Raw genomic sequence first — 19,319 nt, forward strand, 5'->3', positions numbered from 1 at the left:
CCTTCCAGCTCCAGCGCCTCGTCTTCGTCCTCGTCCTCATAGGCCTCGTCGTCGAGGTCGTCTTCGCTCGGCGGCGCGTAGGCCTGGATGGGGGCGGCGAGGGCGGCGTGGTCGGGGCGGGTCTCCATGGACGTCCGCTCGATCACGTGGTCGGCGTGGGACATGGCGTCTTCGATCAGCACGGTGACGAACAGTCCGAACGCCTGGAACAACCGCGCCAGGTGCGCGCGCTTCTCGTTCAGGATGTAGAGGCCGACTGCGCGCGGCACGCGCAAGGTGGCTTCGCCGCCCCCCTTCAGCGCCTCGATCTCGAGGGTTCGCAGGGTGGCCAGCGCCGAGGATTCAACCGACCGCACGCGTCCGGTGCCGGCGCAGTGTTCGCAGACGTGGGTGGTGCCCTCGAGCACGCCGGTGCGGCGGCGCTGGCGGCTGATCTCCATCAGGCCGAAGGGGGTGATCTTGCCCGTCTGCGCCCGGGCGCGGTCGTCATTGAGGCAATCCTTCAGCTTCTTCTCGACCTCGCGGCGGTTCTTCGACTCTTCCATGTCGATGAAGTCGATGACGATCAGGCCGGCGAGGTCGCGCAGTCGTAGCTGCCGGGCGGCTTCCTCGGCCGCCTCCATGTTGGTCTTCAGGGCCGTGGCTTCGATGTTCCGCTCGCGGGTGGAGCGGCCCGAGTTCACGTCGACGGCGACCAGCGCCTCGGTCTGGTTGATGACCAGGTATCCGCCGGAGCGCAACGGCACGGTGGGCGAGTAGATCTGGCTGAGGTGGTCCTCGACCCTGTACTTCATGAACAGCGGCATCGGATCGCGGTACGCCATGACCTTCTTGGCCTGGCTCGGCATCAGCATGCGCATGAAGTCGCGGGCTTCCTTGTAGCCCGCCTCGCCCTCGACCCAGACCTCGTCGATGTCCTTGTCGTAGAGGTCCCGGATGGTGCGCTTCACCAGATCCTCTTCCTCATAGATGAGGGCGGGCGCGATGGAGTGCAGAGTGGTCTCGCGGATGTTCTCCCAAAGCCGCAGCAGGTAGTCGTAGTCGCGCTTGATCTCGGCCTTGGTGCGCTTGGCGCCGGCGGTGCGCACGATCAGGCCCATGCCTTGCGGCACGTCCAGGCTGGCGACCACGCCCTTCAGGCGCTTGCGGTCGGTGGCGGTGTCGATCTTGCGCGAAATGCCGCCGCCCCGGGCGGTGTTGGGCATCAGCACGCCATAGCGGCCGGCCAGGGACAGGTAGGTGGTGAGCGCCGCGCCCTTGTTGCCGCGCTCTTCCTTGACGACCTGGACCAGCATGATCTGCCGGCGGCGGATCACTTCCTGGATCTTGTAGCGGCGCATCAGCCGGCGCTTGCGGCGCGCCAGCTCCTCTTCCATCACGTCGTCATCGTCGTCGGAGATCGCGTCGGGTTCGTCGTCGTGGTCCTCGTCGGAGGCTTCGACCTCGCCCCCGTCTCCATTGGCGGCGCTGCGGCTGCCGCGACGGCCGCGGGCCGGGCGCTCGTCCTCGTCGTGCTCCTCGGCCTCCTCGCGCAGCAGGGCTTCGCGGTCGGCGACCGGGATCTGGTAGTAGTCCGGGTGGATTTCGTTGAAGGCCAGAAAGCCGTGGCGGTTGCCGCCGTACTCGACGAAGGCCGCCTGCAGGGACGGCTCAACGCGCGTCACCTTGGCGAGATAGATGTTCCCTCGAAGCTGTTTGCGGTTCTGGCTCTCGAAATCGAACTCTTCAACGCGGGATCCGTCGATCACCACCACGCGCGTCTCTTCGGCGTGAGCGGCATCGATCAGCATAGTCTTGGGCATTATTTTCTCCGCGGCGCGCAGGGACCCGCGGGTCAGGGCGCTGCCGGTGCATGGGACGAGCGCGCGCGCCTTCGCGGAGGACGCCGGCGACGGCGTCTCGGGAGGCCTTGGGGCCAATAACGGCTCGAGCTGCGCAGCTCATCGGGTGTGTTCCTAGGCGCGTCCCGAGGGGCGCGGATCGGAGGATGCGTCGTCATCGAGGATTCGATGGAAGCCGACGCCGGCTTGTTTTGTCGCACAACGGACGCGCCCGAACCGGACTGCGACGTCGCGCGGCGGGACATTGCAGCATGGGGCGGCAAAAGGAAAGCCGCGCTGCGTCGCATGCCCTTTGCGGTCTGCGCGCAGTCGCAAGACCTCGTTAACCCTTTGTCCACGGGGGCAGCGCCTATATTGGTGTTCTTTCGCGGTTGCGCGAATCTCCGATGTTTCCGGGGCTTAGGGATGTTCGGACGAGTCAGGGCGGTGGTGGGCCGGAACCGGGGGCGAGCGATCGTCGCCGCCGTCGCCGCCGCGTTGGGTCTTGCCGCCTTTGCCGCAGGCCACGCCGCCACAGACAATTCCAGCCTGCTGAAGGTGCGTCTGGGCGGCGAGGGGGCCAACGCGCGCCTGGTGATCGACCTGGACGGGGCCGCAACCGCCAGGGTGCTCGCCGACGGCGCCGTGGACAACCGCATCGTCGTCCTTCTGCCCGACGTCACCGCCGCCCAGCCGCAACAGGGGGCGGGCCGCGGAATCGTACGCGCCTGGACCATCGACCAGACGTCCGGCGGCGCCCGCCTGCAGATAGACCTCGCGGCGGCCGGGGGGATGAAGCGCCGCTTCCTGCTGCCGCCGGCCGACGGGATCACCAGCTACCGCTATGTCATCGACGTAACCGCCGCCGCCCCCGTCCGCCTGACCTCGGCTGCGGGTCCGGCCGCGGCGCCGGCGATCCGCACGCAGTTCCTGCCCGTCAGGCGCCCCGCGCCCGCCAAGGTCGCGCCCCTGCCGCTGAAAAAGGTGGTGGTGATCGACGCGGGCCATGGCGGCAAGGACCCCGGTTCGCTGGGCGCCAATGGCTACGAGAAGGACATCAACCTGGCCGCCGCCCTGACTCTGGCCGAGCAGCTGGGGCGCACGGGGCGCTACAAGGTGGTGCTGACCCGCTCGACCGACGTCTACATCCCGCTGGAAGACCGCGTCCGCGTGGCTCAGCGCGCCGCGGCCGACCTGTTCATCTCCCTGCACTCCGATTCGGGGCCCGAGCCGGACCTGAAGGGCGCGTCGGTCTACACCCTCTCCGACAAGGGCGCCGGTCGGTCGGCGCGCTTCGTCACCCAGGACAACTGGCTGATGAAGACCAGCCTTTCCGGAGATCAGGGGGTGCGGGACATACTCCTCGACCTCACCCAGCGCGCCACGCGCAACCGCTCGGCCATCTTCGCCCAGACCCTCATGTCCAACATCGAGGGCCGCGCGCCGATCCTGCGCCGCAGCCACCGCGACGCCGGATTCATGGTGCTTCTGGCCCCCGACGTGCCGGCGGTGTTGCTGGAGATGGGCTTCGTCTCCACGCCCGAGGACGAGGCGCGGCTGCGCGACCCCGCCGCCCGGGCGCGGCTCATGGGCGCCGTCGCCAGCGCCATCGACGCCCACTTCAGCGACTCGATGAAGCTCGCGTCGCGCTGAGGCTGCGACCCCCGCGCCCGTTGGCGCCCGCACCGACACAGGCTAGACGAGCGCAGGTGAGGCTCGTCCCATCTTGACCCCCCCGGACCTTCCCGAGCAGCAGGCGGTGCCTCCGAGACCCAGGCCGGGCCGGTGGATGGCCATCGTCGGCGTCGCAGCGCTGATGTTCGTCGCCACGGCCGCGCTGGCGACAGGCATCTACGCCGCCTGGCTGTTCCACGACCTTCCGGACGCCTCCGACCTGGTGGACTACCACCCGCCGACGGCGACGCGGGCCTATGCCTGGGACGGCACCCTGATCGGCGAATTCTCCCGCGAACGCCGCATCTTCGTGCCTTACGACGCGATTCCGGCTCAGACGGCCCAGGCCTTCCTGGCGGCCGAGGACCGCGGCTTCTTCCAGCACGGCGGTCTTGACCTTGGCGGCGCCGGGCGCGCGATGGCCAAGAACGTCCTCAACCTGGCCCAGGGGCGGCGCCTGGAAGGCGGCTCGACGATCACCCAGCAGGTGGCCAAGAACATCCTGCTCTCCAGCGACCAGACCATCGGACGCAAGCTGAAGGAAGCCATCCTCTCTACGCAGCTCGAGCGGACGCTTTCCAAGGAGCGGATCCTCGAGCTCTACATGAACGAGATCTGGCTGGGTTACCGGTCGTTCGGGGTGGGGGCGGCGGCCTACAATTACTTCGGCAAGTCGCTGAGCGAGCTGACCCTGGCGGAGAGCGCCTACCTCGCCGCCCTGCCGAAGGGACCGGACAACTACCATCCGACGCGGCGCAAGGCCTCGGCGCTGGCGCGGCGCAACTGGGTGATCGGCCAGATGGCCGACCTGGGCTGGGTCACGCGCGCCGAAGCGCGGGCCGCGATCGCGACCGACCTGGTGGTCCAGCCGGCGCCCACCCGCTCTCAGTACCGTGACGCCGACTATTTCGTCGAAGAGGTTCGCCGCACCGCCCTCAACATGAGGGAGCTGGGAGACGAGCGGCTGAACGCCGGCGGCTACTACATGCGCACGACGCTGGACCCGAAACTGCAGAGCTTCGCGAAGCTGGCGATGATGAACGGCTTGGAGAGCTATGACCGCCGCCATGGCTGGCGCGGCGCTTGGGGCCACGTGACCACCCTGGACGGCTGGAAGAAGGCCGCCGGCAAGCAGCCGAAGCCCCGCGAGCGGGCGGATTGGCGGCGGGCGGTCGTCACCAGCGTGGCCGGCGGGACGGTCCAGATCCTGACCCTCGACGACGTCACGGGCGCTATCGTTGGCCCGGACGTCGCCTGGGCGCGCGCCGGCAAGGGCATCGGGGCCGGCGACCTGATCTTCGTGGCCGCGGCCGAGGGCGGCGGCTTCAAACTGAAGCAGGTGCCAGCCGTGAACGGCGCGCTTGTGGCGATGGAACCCTACTCGGGCCGGGTGGTGGCCATGGTCGGCGGCTATTCCTTCTCCACCTCCAGCTTCAATCGGGCGACCCAGGCGCTCCGCCAGCCGGGCTCGGCCTTCAAACCCATCGTCTACGCCGCGGCCCTGGAAGCCGGTTACACCCCGGCCAGTACGGTGGTCGACGGCCCGATCACCTTCCGCGGCGCCAACGGCCAGGACTGGAGCCCCGAGAACTATCACCGCGACTACCTGGGGTCGCTCTACCTGCGCCGCGGGATCGAGCTTTCGCGCAACACCATGACCGTGCGCCTCGCCAACGCCGTCGGCATGCGGCGGATCATCGAGCTGGCCACGAGGCTGGGCGAAACCAAGAAGATGGAACCGGTCCTGGCGATGGCGCTGGGGGCCGGCGAGACCACGGCGTTCCGGATGACCGCGGCCTACTCCAGCTTCGTCAACGGCGGCCGGGTCGTGCAGCCGCACCTCATCGAGCTGGTGGCGGACCGTAACGGCAAGGCCATCTTCCGTGCTGATCGGCGCGAATGCGATCGCTGCGACGCGGGTTTCAGCGGCGCGGAGAGCCCGCGCATCCTGCGCGGCGGCGACCAGGTGATGGATCCGATCACCGCCTTTCAGATCACCAGCTGGCTGCAGGGCGTGGTCCAGCGCGGCACCGCCACGCAAGCCAACGCCATCGGCAAGCCGGTGGGCGGCAAGACCGGCACCACCAACGAGAACCGTTCGGTCTGGTTCATGGGTGTCTCGCCGCACCTGGTCGTGGGCATCTACGTCGGCTTCGACGACAATCGCTCGCTGGGCGGCAACGAGACGGGGTCGGTGACCGCGGTGCCGATCTTCACCGAGTTCATGACCAATGCGCTGAAGGACAAGCCCGCCGAGGAGTTCCGGGCGCCGTCCAACGCCAAGTGGGCCATGGTCAACGGCATCCGCGAGGCGTTCAGGCCGGGCACCGAGCCCGCCGCCCAGGTCGCGCCGCTGGGGGCGGCCGGGCCCGGCGGTCCGGTCCCCTACGACCAACTGACGACGCCTGCTTCTCCCGGCGCCGCCCCCGCTGCCCCGGTCGCGCCCGCCGCGCCGCCGCCACCCAAGAAGAAGGACGATCTCTCCGACTTGTTCTGACCTGCGGCGCAGGCTAGAGGCCCCGTCCCTGTTCGGCGTTCCTGTCCGGAGTTCCCCATGAGATTGGATGTCGAGGCCGCCAAGGCCGACATCGAGCAGTCGATCGACCTGCTCAGGAGGCGTCTTTGACTGGGAGCCCGCGCTCCGCAAGCTCGATGAGCTGAACGCCCGGGTCGAGGACCCGACCCTCTGGGACCGGCCCGACGAGGCGCAGGCCGTCTCGCGCGAGCGCTCGCGCCTGGCCGCCTCGGTGGAGGCTGTCCAGGGCCTGGAACGTGACTTGGCCGACGCCCTGGGCTACGCCGAGATGGCGGACGAGGAGGCCGACGAGGCCGCTCTCGAGGAGGCCCGCGGCCAGCTGAAGGCCATCAAGGACCGCGCCGCCCGCGCCGAACTCGAGGCGCTGCTCTCCGGCGAGGCCGACGCCAACGACGCCTTCGTGGAAATCAACTCCGGCGCCGGCGGCACCGAGTCCTGCGACTGGGCCGGCATGCTGCTGCGCATGTACACCCGCTGGGCCAACGCCCACGGCATGAGCGTCGAGATCCTGGAGGAGACCGACGGCGACCAGGCGGGCATCAAGTCGGCGACCCTGCAGGTGACCGGCCCCAACGCCTACGGCTGGCTGAAGACGGAGGGCGGCGTCCATCGCCTGGTCCGCATCTCGCCCTTCGACGCGGCGGCCAAGCGGCACACGTCCTTCGCTTCGGTCTGGGTGTATCCGGTGGTGGACGACACCATCGTCATCGACATCAACCCTGCCGATGTGCGCACCGACACCTACCGCGCCTCCGGCTCCGGCGGCCAGCATGTCAACAAGACCGACAGCGCCGTGCGCCTGACCCACATCCCCACCGGCATTGCCGTCGCCTGCCAGGCCGGCCGCTCGCAACACCAGAACCGCGAAGAGGCCTGGAAGATGCTCCGCGCGCGCCTGTACGAGGCTGAACTGCAGCGGCGCGAGGCGGCCGCCCAGGCGCTGGAAGACCAGAAGACAGACATCGGCTGGGGCCACCAGATCCGCAGCTACGTCCTGCAGCCCTACCAGATGGTCAAGGACCTGCGGACCGACGTCGAGACCTCGGACACCGACGGCGTCCTCGACGGCGACCTCGACGCCTTCATGGGCGCCGCCCTGGCCCAGCGGGTGGGGGCGACGCGGGACGCGTAGGGTTCGCCGCTCTCGGCTTACTCCGCCGCCACCGCGCTCAGCAATGCCGGCTCCGCCGCCAACGCCAGGCTGCGACCGACGAAGTGGGCTCCAGCCTCGATCGCCAGTTCGGCGTGGCTGATGTCGCCGTCCACGCGGGCGGTGGGCCAGAGGCGTACGTGGCGGGCGGTGATCGTGCCGGTGACGCAACCGCGGATCTCGACAGTGTCGGCCTGGATGGAGCCGCTGACGCGGCCGGTTTCGCCGATCGTCAGCTGACCGACGCGCAGGTCTCCCTCGACCGCGCCGTCCAGGTGAAGGTCGCCCTCGGTGGCGAGGTCGCCTTGGATGCGCACGCCCTCGGCGACCAGCGAGGCCACGGCCACCTTGCGCGGCGCGGAGAGGGTGAGGTCGGCGGGTTCCCCGCCCTTAGCTGCCTTGGAGAACATATTGACCGGCCTTCAGGAAGCGGCCGGGGTTCTGGGCCCGGCCGTTGACCCAGATCTCATAGTGCAGGTGCGTCCCGGTGGACCGCCCCGTGGAGCCCATGGCCGCAATCCGCTGCCCGATTCCCACGCGTTGGCCCGGCTGCACGGCGATGGTGGAGAGGTGGGCGTAGCGGGTCTTCAGACCGCGGCCGTGATCGATCTCGACCACCTTGCCGTAACCCGAACGCGCGCCGGTGTATGAGATCACCCCGGGACCGGTGGCGTAGATCGGCGCGGCATGCCCGCCGCTGAAGTCGACGCCCGAGTGGTAGGCTGGGCGGTGTGTGAACGGGTCGTAGCGCACCCCGAAACCACTGGACTGCGAGGCGACGGCGGTGGGGCGGCCCAGCGGCATCTCCTGACTGGCGGCGGCCAGGGCCTGGGCCTCGGAGACGTCGCGGGCGGCCCGCTGGATGCGCACCGCGAAACCCTCGTCCACGTCCAGGACCGCGGCCAGGGCGCGCGGGTCCTTGGAGTCGATCAGCGGCCCCCCCAGCGCCCCGCTGCGGTCCATGAACGCCGACGGCGTCAGGCCGGCCATACGGAATGCCAGCCGCAGCCGGTCGGCGCGGCTCTTGGCGTAGCTGTCGGCGGCGTCCAGCAGCTGTTCCTGCCCGACGCGGACCATCTCGATGCGGCGCACGGGGCTGGCGTCGGTGTTGCTGGCCAGGGCGCGGCTGATGGCCGGGGTCAGAGCCTCGGTGGCGCCGGCCTGACCCTTGAGGTCGGTGAGCAGGAGCGCCAGCGCCGCGTGGCGCTTCTCCATGGCCTGGGCCACGTCGGCGCTGGAGCCGGAGGCGGAGTTCAGCCGCGCCAGGGCGCTGTCCAGCCGGGCCTGGCGATCCGCGACGTAGCGCTCGGACTGGGCCTTCAGCTTGGCGATCTCGCGGTCGGAGGCGGAGGCGGAGAGCAGGCCCACCAGCATCGCCGCGGTGCAGACGCCCATCCACATCGCGGCGCCCGCGAGTCCGGCGGCCAGGATCATCTGCTTCTTGGTGGTGAGGACGAAGGCCTTCATGGCCCCGCCCGATCGCACATAGAGGTGCCGCTCGGGGAACAGCTCCACAACGGAGTGAAGGAGACGCGCGAGACGTTGCATGCGTGCGCCGTAAAGCCCCCCGAACTTCGCGAACTGCGCGATATGCGACGACTTTTTTCCGTCAGGCAACCCGCTTAGGGCAGGTTCTACTGCCAAGCTTCCTCACGTCGCAGAGTTATCATCGTTAAGCGGCGCCGAGCGCCGGCTCACAGCGCCTGGGCGGCCGCCAACACAGCCTCGGCGTGGCCTGGCACGCGGACCTTGCGCCAGACCTTGGCGACCTTGCCGTCGGCGATCAGGAAGGTGGATCGGTCGATGCCCATGTACTTGCGGCCGTAGAGGCTCTTCTCGACCCAGGCGCCGTAGCGCTCGATGACCTCGCCCTGGGGGTCCGATCCCAGCTTCACACCCAGATCGTACTTGGCGGCGAACTTCTTGTGGCTGGCGATGCTGTCCTTGGAGACCCCGATCACCGCCACCCCGGACTTGGCGAACTCAGGGCCCAGTTCTGTGAACGCCCGCGCCTCCTTGGTGCAGCCGCCGGTGTCGTCCTTCGGATAGAAGTAGAGCACCACCGACTTGCCCTTGAAGTCGGCGAGCGACACCGGGCCGTCCGCCGTCTCCAGGCTGAAGTCGGGGGCCGGGGCGCCTTCGGTCACTGCGGTCATCTCAGAACTCCATTGAGACTCGTCATCCGGACGAAGCGAAGCGGAGAGCCGGGACCCAGCGCGGTGCGCACCGCCCCTGGGTCCCGGATCGGCCTGCGGCCGTCCGGGATGACGGAGAGGGTTAGACGGGTTTCACCAGGACGATCTTCTTCTTGCCCGCGGCCAGCTTCACGGCGCCGTCCACGAGGTCGGCGGTCGTGACCGTGCGGTTGGCGTCGGTCTCCTGGTGGTCGTTCACTCGCAGCCCGCCACCCTGGGCGAGGCGACGCGCCTCACCCTTGGACCCGGCCAGCCCAGCGCCCACGGCAAGGTCGGCCAGCACGATACCGGTGGCCAGGTCGCCGGCAGCCACCTCGTAGGTCGGCAGGTCGTCGGAGAGCTTGCCCTCCTCGAACGCCGCCCGCGCCGCGCCGTCCGCCGCCTGGGCCGCCTCGGCGCCGTGCAGCATCCGCGTGGCTTCGTTGGCGAGCACCTTCTTGGCCTCGTTGATCTCCGCGCCCGGCAGGGACTCCAGCCGTGCGATGTCGTCCAGCGGCAGGTCGGTGAACAGGCGCAGGAAGCGGCCGACGTCGGCGTCCTCGGTGTTGCGCCAGAACTGCCAGTAGTCGTAGGGCGAGCGCATGTCGGCGTTCAGCCACACCGCCCCGCCCACCGTCTTGCCCATCTTCTGGCCCGACGCCGTCGACAGCAGCGGCGTGGTCAGCCCGAACGCGGGCTTGTGGTCCACCCGGCGGATCAGCTCCACGCCGTTGACGATGTTGCCCCACTGGTCCGACCCGCCCATCTGCAGGACGCAACCGTGGGTGCGCTCCAGCTCCAGGAAGTCCACCGACTGCATGAGCATGTAGTTGAACTCGAGGAAGGTCATCGGCTGTTCGCGATCCAGCCGCGCCTTGACGCTGTCGAACGCCAGCATGCGGTTGATCGTGAAGTGCACGCCGTAGTCGCGCAGGAACTGGACGTAGCCGAACTTCGAGAGCCACTCGTCGTTGTCGACCATGACCGCGTCGGTCGGGCCATCGCCGAAGGCCAGGAACTTCGCGAAGGTGTGCTTGATCGAGGCGATGTTGGCCTGGATCTGCTCGTGGGTCAGCAGCGGGCGCTGGCCCTCCTTGTCGGTCGGGTCGCCGACCTTCGTGGTGCCGCCGCCCATCAGCACGATGGGCTTGTGCCCGGCCTGCTGCAGCCGGCGCAGCATCATGATCTGGATCAGATGACCGACGTGCAGGCTGGAGGCTGTCGCGTCGAAGCCGATGTAGGCCGTGACGATCCCCGACGCGGCCGCGGCGTCAAGCTCCACCGGATGGGTGATCTGATGGATGTAGCCACGCGCCTGCATGGTCTGCAGGAAGGTCGACTTGAACGCGGCTTCGGACATCTCGTCAGGATTCTCTCTCGCAGTTGCGGCGGCCTCTAGCACAGCGGCGGCGGACGTTTCGAGGGACATGGCAGGCTCCGTTGTCGTGAGGAGCCGGCGCGTGGGTCTTCAGGAACAGGTGCGCCGGCCGGGAAGGGCAGGCGCGAGGGATCGGTCGCCTGCGTCAGGGCAGGCGGTAATAGCGGCCGGGAAGGCGAGCGCGTCCGATCATGGCGGGCTAGCTACCCGGCGCGCGTCGTGGCAGTCAAGCGGCCATGCTCGTGCTGGGATTCATGACCGGGACCTCGCTCGACGCCGTCGACATGGCGGTGCTGGAGACCGACGGCGAGACGATCGACCGCTTCGGCCCGGCCGGCGAGCGCAAGTTGAGCGACGCGGTGCGAAACGTCATCGTGGAGGCGACCCAGCAGGCCCTGGCCTGGCCGCGCGGGGCGCCGGAACCGCCGATCTTCGCGCACGCCGCCGAGATGGTGGCTGAGGAGCACTACAGCGCGGCCGAGGCGTTCCTGGCCGCCAACGGCCTTTCGTGGCCGGACATCGACCTGATCGGCATGCACGGCCAGACGGTGCTGCACGAGCGGCCCAAGGATGGCTCCCCGGGCCGGACCGTCCAGCTGGGCGACGGGGCGATGCTGGCGAGGCTGAGCGGACGGCGGGTGGTCTACGATTTCCGCTCGGCGGACGTGGCGGCTGGCGGGGAGGGCGCGCCGCTGGCGGCCATCTACCATCTGGCGCGGGCGCGGAAGTCCGGCCTTAAGGCGCCGGTGGCCGTGCTCAACCTCGGCGGCGTGGCCAATGTCACCCTGTGGCGCGGCGGCAGCGACATCGAGGCTTTCGACACCGGCCCCGGGAACGGCATGATCGACCTCCTGGTCCAGGCCCGGGGCGCCGGCCGCTTCGACAAGGGCGGCGCCTACGCAAGCGTCGGCCGCGCCGACGAGGCGGTGGTACGCGCGCTGCTGGCCCATCCCTACTTCCAGGCCCCGCCGCCCAAGTCGCTCGACCGCCACGACTTCTCGCTGGAGCCGCTGGGGCATGCGCAGCTTGAGGACGCCGCCGCCACCCTGGTGGCGTTCATGGCCGAAGCGGTGAAGCTCGGCCTGGCGACCGCCGATCCCGCGCCTGCCCAGATCATCGTCTGCGGCGGCGGGCGGCACAACCCGGAGATCATGAAGGCGCTGGCCGCCCGCCTGCCGATCCCGGTGAAGACCGCCGAGGACCACGGCTGGCGTGGAGACGCCATCGAGGCCGAGGCCATCGCGTACCTGGCGGTCCGCAGCTTCAAGGGCCTGCCGATTTCCTTCCCGAAGACCACTGGCGTCGCCCGACCCGCGACCGGCGGACGCCTCGCGAATCCCTGAGCGGCCGGTCCCTCTTGTCAGTCAAACGGCCGTTCGGCAGACTGAACGCCGATCACTTTCGTAGTCGAGGATGACCATGGCTGACGACAAGCCGGAGATCACGGGCGCTGACGACCTCGGGTTCGACCCGAACGCCCTGCGCGAAAAGTACCGCGCCGAGCGGGACCGGCGCCTGCGGCCCGACGGCAGCGCCCAGTACGTCGATATCTCGAAGTTCGCCCACTACCTCGACGACCCCTACGTCGAGCGGGTCGAGCGCGCGCGCATCACGGACGACGTCGAGGTCGTGGTGGTCGGCGGCGGCTTTGGCGGCCAGCTGGCGGCGGCCCGCCTGCGGGAGGCCGGCATCGAGGACATCCGCATCATCGAGAAGGGCGGCGACTTCGGGGGCACCTGGTACTGGAACCGTTACCCCGGCGCCCAGTGCGACATCGAGAGCTACATCTACCTGCCGCTGCTGGAGGAGGTCGGCTACCTGCCGGTCGAGAAGTACTCCCGCGCCCCTGAGATCCTGCGCCACAGCCGCGCCATCGGCGAGAAGTTCGACCTCTACAAGGGCGCGCTCTTCCAGACCGAAGTCACCGCCATGCGCTGGGACGAGGACCGCTCGCGCTGGACCGTCGAGACCAACCGCGGCGACGCCCTGAAAGCCCGCTTCGTGGTCATGGCCAACGGGCCCCTTCACCGCCCGAAGCTGCCCGGCATCCCCGGCGTCGAGACCTTCAAGGGCCACTCGTTCCACACCAGCCGCTGGGACTACGACTACACCGGCGGCGACTCGAACGGCGGCCTCACCAAGCTGAAGGACAAGCGCGTCGGGATCATCGGCACCGGGGCCACGGCCGTGCAGTGCGTGCCGCACCTGGGCGAGTGGGCCAAGGAGCTCTACGTCTTCCAGCGCACGCCCTCGTCCATCGACGTGCGCGCCAACCGACCCACCGATCCGGAGTGGGCGCGGAGCCTCACGCCGGGTTGGCAGCAGGAGCGGATGGACAACTTCAACGCCCTGGTCTCGGGCGGATTCGCCGACAAGGACCTTGTCCAGGACGGTTGGACCGACATCATCGGCAACATCATGCTGCTGGCTCGCAAGAAGATGGAGGCCGGCGAGGTCGTGGAGAACCCGGCCGAGCTGATGCAGCTGGCCGACTTCAAGAAGATGGAGCAGGTCCGCGCCCGGGTCGACGAGGTGGTCAAGGATCCCAGCAAGGCCGAGGCGCTGAAGCCCTGGTACAACCAGTTCTGCAAGCGTCCCTGCTTCCACGACGAGTACCTGGACACCTTCAACCGTTCGAACGTCGAGCTGGTGGACACCCAGGGCAAGGGCGTCGAGCGCATCGACGAGACCGGCATCTGGGCCAATGGCAAGCACTACGAGATCGACTGCCTGATCTACGCCACCGGCTTCGAGGTCGGCACCGACTTCACCCGCCGCTCGGGCTACGAGCTCTACGGCCGCGGCGGCCAGACGCTGACGCAGAAGTGGAAGAACGGCGCCTCGACCCTGCACGGGATGTTCACCCGCGACTTCCCCAACTGCTTCATCGTGTCGAACACCCAGTCGGGCTTCACGGCCAACTTCCCGCACATGATCAACGAGCAGTCCAAGCACCTGGCCTATGTGATGAAGCAGGCGCTCGACCGGCAGGTGCGCACGCTGGAGCCCACGCGGGAGGCCGAGGCCGCCTGGGTCCAGACGATCATCGACACGGCCCTGATGCGCGAGGACTTCCTCAAGGAGTGCACCCCCGGCTACTACAACAACGAGGGCAATCCCGAGGCGACCGCCAAGCAGAACGGCTCCTATGGCGCCGGCCCCGTGGCCTTCGTGAAGCTGCTGGAACAGTGGCGCGAGGCCGGGACGCTCGAGGGGTTGGAGCTGAACGCCTGAGCTCAATGCTGGCGTTGTTGGTGCGACTGACGGAGACGTCGGCGTCCTGCGCTTGACGCCCCCAGGCCCCCATGTCCACGTAACGCCGTGGGGGATGTTGCTCAGCCTGTAAGGCGAGGAGGCCGGCTGCTCGACGTGGTCGAGCGGCTGGGCAACGCCTTGCCGGACCCGGTCTTCATCTTCATCTGGCTCATCGCCGCGCTCGTTGTGGTCTCCACGCTCGGAGAGACCTTGGACTGGCAGGTCGTCAATCCGGTGACGGGCGAGCTCCTGCGGGCGCAAAGCCTGGCGAGTGAAGGCAACGTCCGGAAACTCTTCACCGAGATGGCCCGAACCTACACCGGCTTCGCGCCGCTCGGGTTGGTGTTGACCATCGTGCTCGGGGCGGGTGTGGCCGAACGAAGCGGGCTGATGGCCGCGCTGCTCCAGGGCAGCCTGGCGCGGGCGCCGGCACGCCTGTTGATCCCCGCGACATTTCTCATCGGGCTGTTGTCGACCCATGCGGTCGACGCCGCCATTCTGGTCTATGTGCCGCTCGCGGCCGTTGCTTTTGCTGGCGCCGGGCGACACCCGATCGTCGGGCTGGTGGCGGCGTTCTCGGGCTGCGGAACGGGCCTTGCGGGCAACCTGGCGCCCGGCCAGTACGATGTCCTGATCCTGGGCATCACGCAGACGGCGGCGCGCCTGATCGACCCGCAGTGGACGATGAACCCGCTCGGAAACTGGTGGTTCATCGTGGCCGTCGCGGTCTCTTTCACGCTGACCGCGTGGGTGGTGATCGAGCGGGTCGTGGTCCAGAGACTCGGCGTCTGGGTCGACGGAATCGGGGCGAGGCCCGAGCCCCTGACGCCAGAACAGCGGCGAGGCCTGGCGGCGGCGGGCGCTGCGACCCTCGTGGCGGTCCTCTGCGCAACGGCTCTGGTGCTCTGGCCGGGCTATGCGCCACTCTATGACGGCGAGGCGGCCCCCGCGCAGCGCCTCTCACCGCTCTTTCAGAGCCTGGCTGCGCTGATCGCGATCCTTTTCTTCGTCACCGGCTGGGCCTACGGCGCCGCGGCGGGAACAATTCGCAGTCACCGGGACGTCGTGGAGGGCATGGTCCGAGGGCTGGAGCCAATGCTGCCCTATCTGGTCCTTGTCTTCTTCGCAGCGCACTTCGTGGCGATGATCGGCTGGTCCAATCTCGGACCGATCCTGGCGGTCTCCGGCGCGGATGTGCTGAGGTCGATGAACGCGCCGCCGGCCCTCATGCTGCCCGCCCTCGCGACGGCGTCGGCGTGGCTCGACTTCCTGATCGCCTCGGGGTCGGCGAAATGGGCCGCCGTGTCGCCCGCCGTGGTCCCCATGCTCATGCTGCTGGGGATATCACCCGAGATGAGTACGGCCGCCTACAGGATCGGCGACACGGTCACCAATCTCATCTCCCCCCTGAATCCCTATGTCGTGCTGACGCTGATCTACTGCCGCCGGTGGGTGGCGGAGTTCCAGCTCGGCGCGCTCATCGCGCTGCTCCTGCCTCTGGCGATGGCGTTCTACGTGGTCGGAATAGCCCTCACGGTCGGCTGGATCGTCCTGGACCTGCCGGTAGGGCCGGGCGCGACAGTGGCCTACAGCCTGCCGGCCCGCTGAGCCCTGCACGAAATCTGCACTTGAAGCGGGCTGTCCCCGGACGGGCCGTCCCGCAGGGTGCAATGCCCTTGGCCTAGGACTGGTCCCACAACCTGGGGACCGCCGATGCCCGCCCGCCTGCCGACCTTCTGGCTGAAGCTCGTGCTCGCCGTCGGGATCGTGGCGGCGGGAGACGCTCTGCTCTTCGACGTCGACGGCCTGGGAGCGAACCTCGGCGTGCTCCTGCTGAGCGCCACTGTCGCGTTCGCCATCGTCAGTCCGGCCGTCCGGCGCCACAGGCTCTCCGCCATCGCGCTCGCCGCGACGGCCCTTCTGGCGCTGCTGCCGTTCGAACGCCCGAGCTTCCTCGGCCTTCTCCTGTGGGCCCTGGCGATGGCCGTAGCGGCGCTCGGGCCCCGGGCGGCGGGTGGCGACGACGGCTGGCGTTGGCTGCAGCGGCTGGTGATTGGCGGGCTCAAGGCCCTGGTGGGCCCGGCGCTGGACCTGCGCGACGCGCTCAAGGTCCGCGCTCGCTCTCGACCCGTGATGCTCACGGCGGTCCTGCTCGCCGCGATCCTACCCATCGCGGGCGGCACGCTGTTCGTCGCCTTGTTCACCAACGCCAACCCGGTGATCGCCCAGGCGCTTGCCACCCTGAGCCTGCCGGCCTTCGAGCCCGCCCGGCTCATCTTCTGGGTCGTGCTTGGCCTGGTCGTCTGGGCCGTGCTGCGGCCACGCGGCCTGCGCCGGTTCCTGAAGACCCCCGGCCTCGACCGCGACCTGGACCTGCCGGGCGTCACCACGGCCTCGATCACGGTCTCCCTGGCGGTGTTCAACCTCGTCTTCGCGATCCAGAACGGCCTCGACATCGCCTACCTGTGGAGCGGCGCGGGCCTGCCGGACGGGGTGACCTTCGCCCAGTACGCCCATGCCAGCGCCTATCCGCTGATCGCCACGGCGCTGCTCGCCGGCCTCTTCGTGGTGGTCTTCCTGCGCCCCGGATCGGCCACCGCCGCGCGGCCGCTGGTGCGCTGGCTGGTGATCGCCTGGGTGGCGCAGAACGTCTTCCTGGTGGCGTCCACGGCCCTGCGCACCCTCGACTACATCGACGCCTATTCCCTGACGCGGATGCGCATCGCGGCGCTGCTCTGGATGGGTGTGGTGGCGCTCGGCCTCATCCTGATCCTCTGGCGGCTGCTCAGCGCTCGGAACTCGGGGTGGTTGATCAACGCCAACCTCGTCGCGGCCGGCCTGGTTCTGGCGGTCTGCAGCGTCGTAGACCTCGGCTCGGTTGCGGCGGCATGGAACGTGCGCCACGCGCGTGAATTCGGCGGCAGGGGTGTTGAACTCGATCTTTGCTACATGCGGCAGCTCAAAGGTGCGGCTCTTGTGCCGCTTGCCGACATCGAAACCCGAGACATACCGCCGAATCTGCGTGACCGCATTCAGTACACGCGGCGGGTTATCCAGGCCGAGATGGCCGATCGGCAATCGCACTGGCGTGGCTGGCGTGGGCGCGATGCGCGACGGCTCTCATGGACGCTCCTGCTGATCTATGAACCTCCGAAAATGCCGTCGTCTGTCGGTCGCGACTGCCACGGCGCCTACACGCCCCCGCCGACCCCGCCATTGACCCCAACAGCGAACCCGAGAACATGACCGCCATGCCCCAGGTCCTCGTCGTCGACGACGATCCGCACATCCGCCAACTCCTGGTTTTCGCCCTGGAGAAGGCCGGCATGACCGCCCGCGAGGCGGAGGACGGCGAGGCTGCCCTGGCCGCCGTGCGCCAGCAGGCGCCGGACCTGGTGGTGCTCGACATCAACATGCCCAAGCTGGACGGGCTGGAGGTCTGCCGCCAGCTCCGCGCGATGGGCGACCTGCCGATCCTGTTCCTGTCCTCCCGCGACGACGAGATCGACCGGGTGCTGGGCATCGAACTGGGCGGCGACGACTACGTCACCAAGCCCTTCAGCCCCCGCGAGGTCACCGCCCGCGTCCAGGCCATCCTGCGCCGCGCGCGCAAGCCCGCCGCCGCGCCGGCCGCCGAAGGCGCGCTTAGCCACGGCAAGCTCAGCCTGGACCCGGACAGCTGGGTCGCGCGCTGGGGCGACGCGGAGGTGGCGCTTACGGTCACCGAGTTCGGCATCCTGCGCATCCTGATGGGCGGCCCCTCGCGGGTATTCAGCCGCGACGCCATCATCGACCGCCTGCACGGGCCCGGCTTCGCCATCACCGACCGCACCATCGACAGCCACGTGCGCAACCTGCGCGGCAAGTTCGCGGCGCTGGGCGCCCAGGATGTGGTCGAGACCCGCGCCGGCGTCGGCTACCGGCTGGGGCCCTGCCTCGGCCAGCCGTCCCCGTGACTCCACCTTGATCGAGCGCCTCAAGGACTGGCTCGGCGGCCACTGGCCGCGCCTGCGGCTGCGCGCGATCCTGTTCACGGTGCTTCTGTTCACCGCCGCCATGCCGGGGTTCGCGGCGCTCTACCTGCGGGTCTACGAGAACACCCTGGTGCGCCAGACCGAGGCCGAGCTGGTGGCCCAGGGCGCTGCCCTGGCCTCGGCCGCCGCCATCGCCTGGCCCGGCGCGCCGCCACCTCGGCCGCGGCCCGCCAAGCCGCCCGAGGGCTACTACCGGCCCGAGTTCACCACCATCGACCTGAACCAGGGCCAGGTGCTGCCGGAACGCCCGTGGGCGCCGCGCATGCGCAAGGCGATGGACCCCGACGCCATCGCGGTCGCCCGCCGCGTCGGGCCGGTGATCGAGCGCACCCTGCAGACGACACTGGCCTCGGTGTACGTGCTCGACCGACGCGGGATCGGCGTGGCGGGCCAGGGCTACGGACGCGACTTCTCGCCCCTCCCGGAGGTGCGCTGGGCGCTCTCCGGCCGGCCCTACACGGTGATGCGGGTCAACGGCGACCTGGAGGCGCGGTCGCGGTTCGAGTGGCTGAGCAAGGCCTCGGGGATCCGCCTGCATCATGCCCGGCCCATCGTCGTCGGCGGCAAGGTGAAAGGGGTGCTGCTGCTGTCGCGCTCGCCGCGGGCCCTGTTCCGAGGACTCTATGAAGACCGGGGCAAGATCATCTTCGGGGCCGGGGTGATCTTCCTGACCCTGGTGGTGCTGTCCGGTCTGGTGGCGCGCGGCGTGACCCTGCCGATCGAGAAGCTCAGCGCCGCCTCACGCGATGTGGCCGCAGGCCTGGGCGAGATTCCAAGGACACCCCGTACCGCCGCCATCGAGATCCGCGCCCTCTACGATGATTTCCGCGCCATGGCCGAGCAGATCGAGCGCCGCAGCGGCTACCTCCGCGACTTCGCCGCCGCGGTCAGCCACGAGTTCAAGACTCCCCTGGCCGGCATCACCGGCGCGGTGGAACTGCTCCAGGACCACTTCGAGACCATGTCGCCGGCCGAGCGGCGTCGCTTCCTGGACAATATCGCCGGCGACAGCGAGCGGCTGTCACAGCTCGTCACCCGCCTCCTGGACCTGGCTCGCGCCGACATGGCCGCCCCTGAGGCCGGGACCGCCACCGACCTCGGCGAACCGGTGCGCCGCGCCGCCGACGCGGCAGGCCTGCAGGTGAGCGTCGACATCCCCCGCGACATCGGCGCCGTGGCGGCGCCCGCCGCGACCCTTGAGACGGTGCTGACCATCCTGTTGCAGAATAGCCGCCAGGCCGGCGCCACGCAGGCCCGCGTCAGCGCCTTGCCGCAGCGGCGGATGGCGTCTTCCATCA

General features: G+C 69.4%; 13 protein-coding genes and 1 pseudogene. 9 read left to right on the plus strand and 5 right to left on the minus strand.

Annotated elements, in window-relative coordinates; all coding sequences use genetic code 11:
* Window positions 1-194: 194 nt before the first annotated feature.
* Window positions 195-1,802 (minus strand): annotated as a pseudogene (locus tag QZV94_RS25095) (ribonuclease E/G); the annotation flags it as partial.
* A 444-nt stretch (window positions 1,803-2,246) separates the two neighbouring features.
* Here QZV94_RS25095 and QZV94_RS04755 point away from each other — a divergent pair.
* From QZV94_RS04755 to prfB, 3 genes are all read left to right on the plus strand, one after another.
* The gene (locus QZV94_RS04755) at window positions 2,247-3,473 is read left to right on the plus strand and encodes an N-acetylmuramoyl-L-alanine amidase (RefSeq protein ID WP_293676659.1); all 1,227 of its coding nucleotides are present in this window, start codon (window positions 2,247-2,249) and stop codon (window positions 3,471-3,473) included.
* 136 nt (window positions 3,474-3,609) lie between these two features.
* Window positions 3,610-5,991, plus strand: a complete 2,382-nt coding sequence (locus QZV94_RS04760; RefSeq protein ID WP_293676660.1) for a penicillin-binding protein 1A — start codon at window positions 3,610-3,612, stop codon at window positions 5,989-5,991.
* A 57-nt stretch (window positions 5,992-6,048) separates the two neighbouring features.
* A protein-coding gene (gene prfB, locus QZV94_RS04765; protein ID WP_293676661.1) for a peptide chain release factor 2 occupies window positions 6,049-7,162 on the plus strand; the annotation gives its coding sequence in 2 pieces (ribosomal slippage) (window positions 6,049-6,117 and window positions 6,119-7,162; 1,113 coding nt in all).
* A 17-nt stretch (window positions 7,163-7,179) separates the two neighbouring features.
* On the opposite strand, the gene QZV94_RS04770 is transcribed toward prfB, so the two are convergent.
* The 4 genes from QZV94_RS04770 to tyrS all read right to left on the minus strand — a co-directional run bounded on the left by QZV94_RS04770 (window position 7,180) and on the right by tyrS (window position 10,783).
* Window positions 7,180-7,590 carry a polymer-forming cytoskeletal protein gene (locus QZV94_RS04770; protein ID WP_293676662.1) on the minus strand — a complete coding sequence of 137 codons (411 nt, stop codon included), beginning with the start codon at window positions 7,588-7,590 and terminating at the stop codon, window positions 7,180-7,182.
* Window positions 7,571-8,728 carry a M23 family metallopeptidase gene (locus QZV94_RS04775; protein ID WP_293676663.1) on the minus strand — a complete coding sequence of 386 codons (1,158 nt, stop codon included), beginning with the start codon at window positions 8,726-8,728 and terminating at the stop codon, window positions 7,571-7,573. The genes QZV94_RS04770 and QZV94_RS04775 overlap by 20 nt, the downstream gene beginning before the upstream one ends.
* A gap of 146 nt (window positions 8,729-8,874) precedes the next feature.
* On the minus strand, window positions 8,875-9,336 hold the full coding sequence (locus tag QZV94_RS04780) for a peroxiredoxin (protein WP_293676664.1): 462 nt from the start codon (window positions 9,334-9,336) through the stop codon (window positions 8,875-8,877).
* Window positions 9,337-9,457: 121 nt separating this feature from the next.
* Window positions 9,458-10,783 (minus strand): tyrosine--tRNA ligase, encoded by a 1,326-nt coding sequence (tyrS, locus tag QZV94_RS04785; RefSeq protein WP_293676665.1) that lies wholly within the window; start codon window positions 10,781-10,783, stop codon window positions 9,458-9,460.
* 185 nt (window positions 10,784-10,968) lie between these two features.
* On the opposite strand from tyrS, the gene QZV94_RS04790 reads away from it, so the two are divergent.
* From QZV94_RS04790 to QZV94_RS04815, 6 genes are all read left to right on the plus strand, one after another.
* Complete coding sequence (locus QZV94_RS04790; RefSeq protein ID WP_293676666.1) at window positions 10,969-12,075, plus strand: anhydro-N-acetylmuramic acid kinase; 1,107 nt, start codon at window positions 10,969-10,971, stop codon at window positions 12,073-12,075.
* Window positions 12,076-12,151: 76 nt separating this feature from the next.
* On the plus strand, window positions 12,152-13,966 hold the full coding sequence (locus tag QZV94_RS04795; protein WP_293676667.1) for an NAD(P)/FAD-dependent oxidoreductase: 1,815 nt from the start codon (window positions 12,152-12,154) through the stop codon (window positions 13,964-13,966).
* A 135-nt stretch (window positions 13,967-14,101) separates the two neighbouring features.
* A complete protein-coding gene (locus QZV94_RS04800) occupies window positions 14,102-15,595 on the plus strand; it encodes an AbgT family transporter (protein ID WP_293676668.1) in 1,494 nt (497 codons plus the stop codon).
* 105 nt (window positions 15,596-15,700) lie between these two features.
* A complete protein-coding gene (locus QZV94_RS04805; RefSeq protein WP_293676669.1) occupies window positions 15,701-17,233 on the plus strand; it encodes a DUF4153 domain-containing protein in 1,533 nt (510 codons plus the stop codon).
* A complete protein-coding gene (locus QZV94_RS04810) occupies window positions 17,230-17,943 on the plus strand; it encodes a response regulator transcription factor (protein WP_293676670.1) in 714 nt (237 codons plus the stop codon). Before QZV94_RS04805 ends, QZV94_RS04810 begins: the two co-directional genes overlap by 4 nt.
* A 7-nt stretch (window positions 17,944-17,950) precedes the next feature.
* On the plus strand, window positions 17,951-19,319 hold a 1,369-nt coding region (locus QZV94_RS04815), incomplete at its 3' end, for a histidine kinase dimerization/phospho-acceptor domain-containing protein (protein ID WP_293676671.1).

This window comes from uncultured Phenylobacterium sp. (assembly GCF_902826855.1).
Classification (GTDB): domain Bacteria; phylum Pseudomonadota; class Alphaproteobacteria; order Caulobacterales; family Caulobacteraceae; genus Phenylobacterium.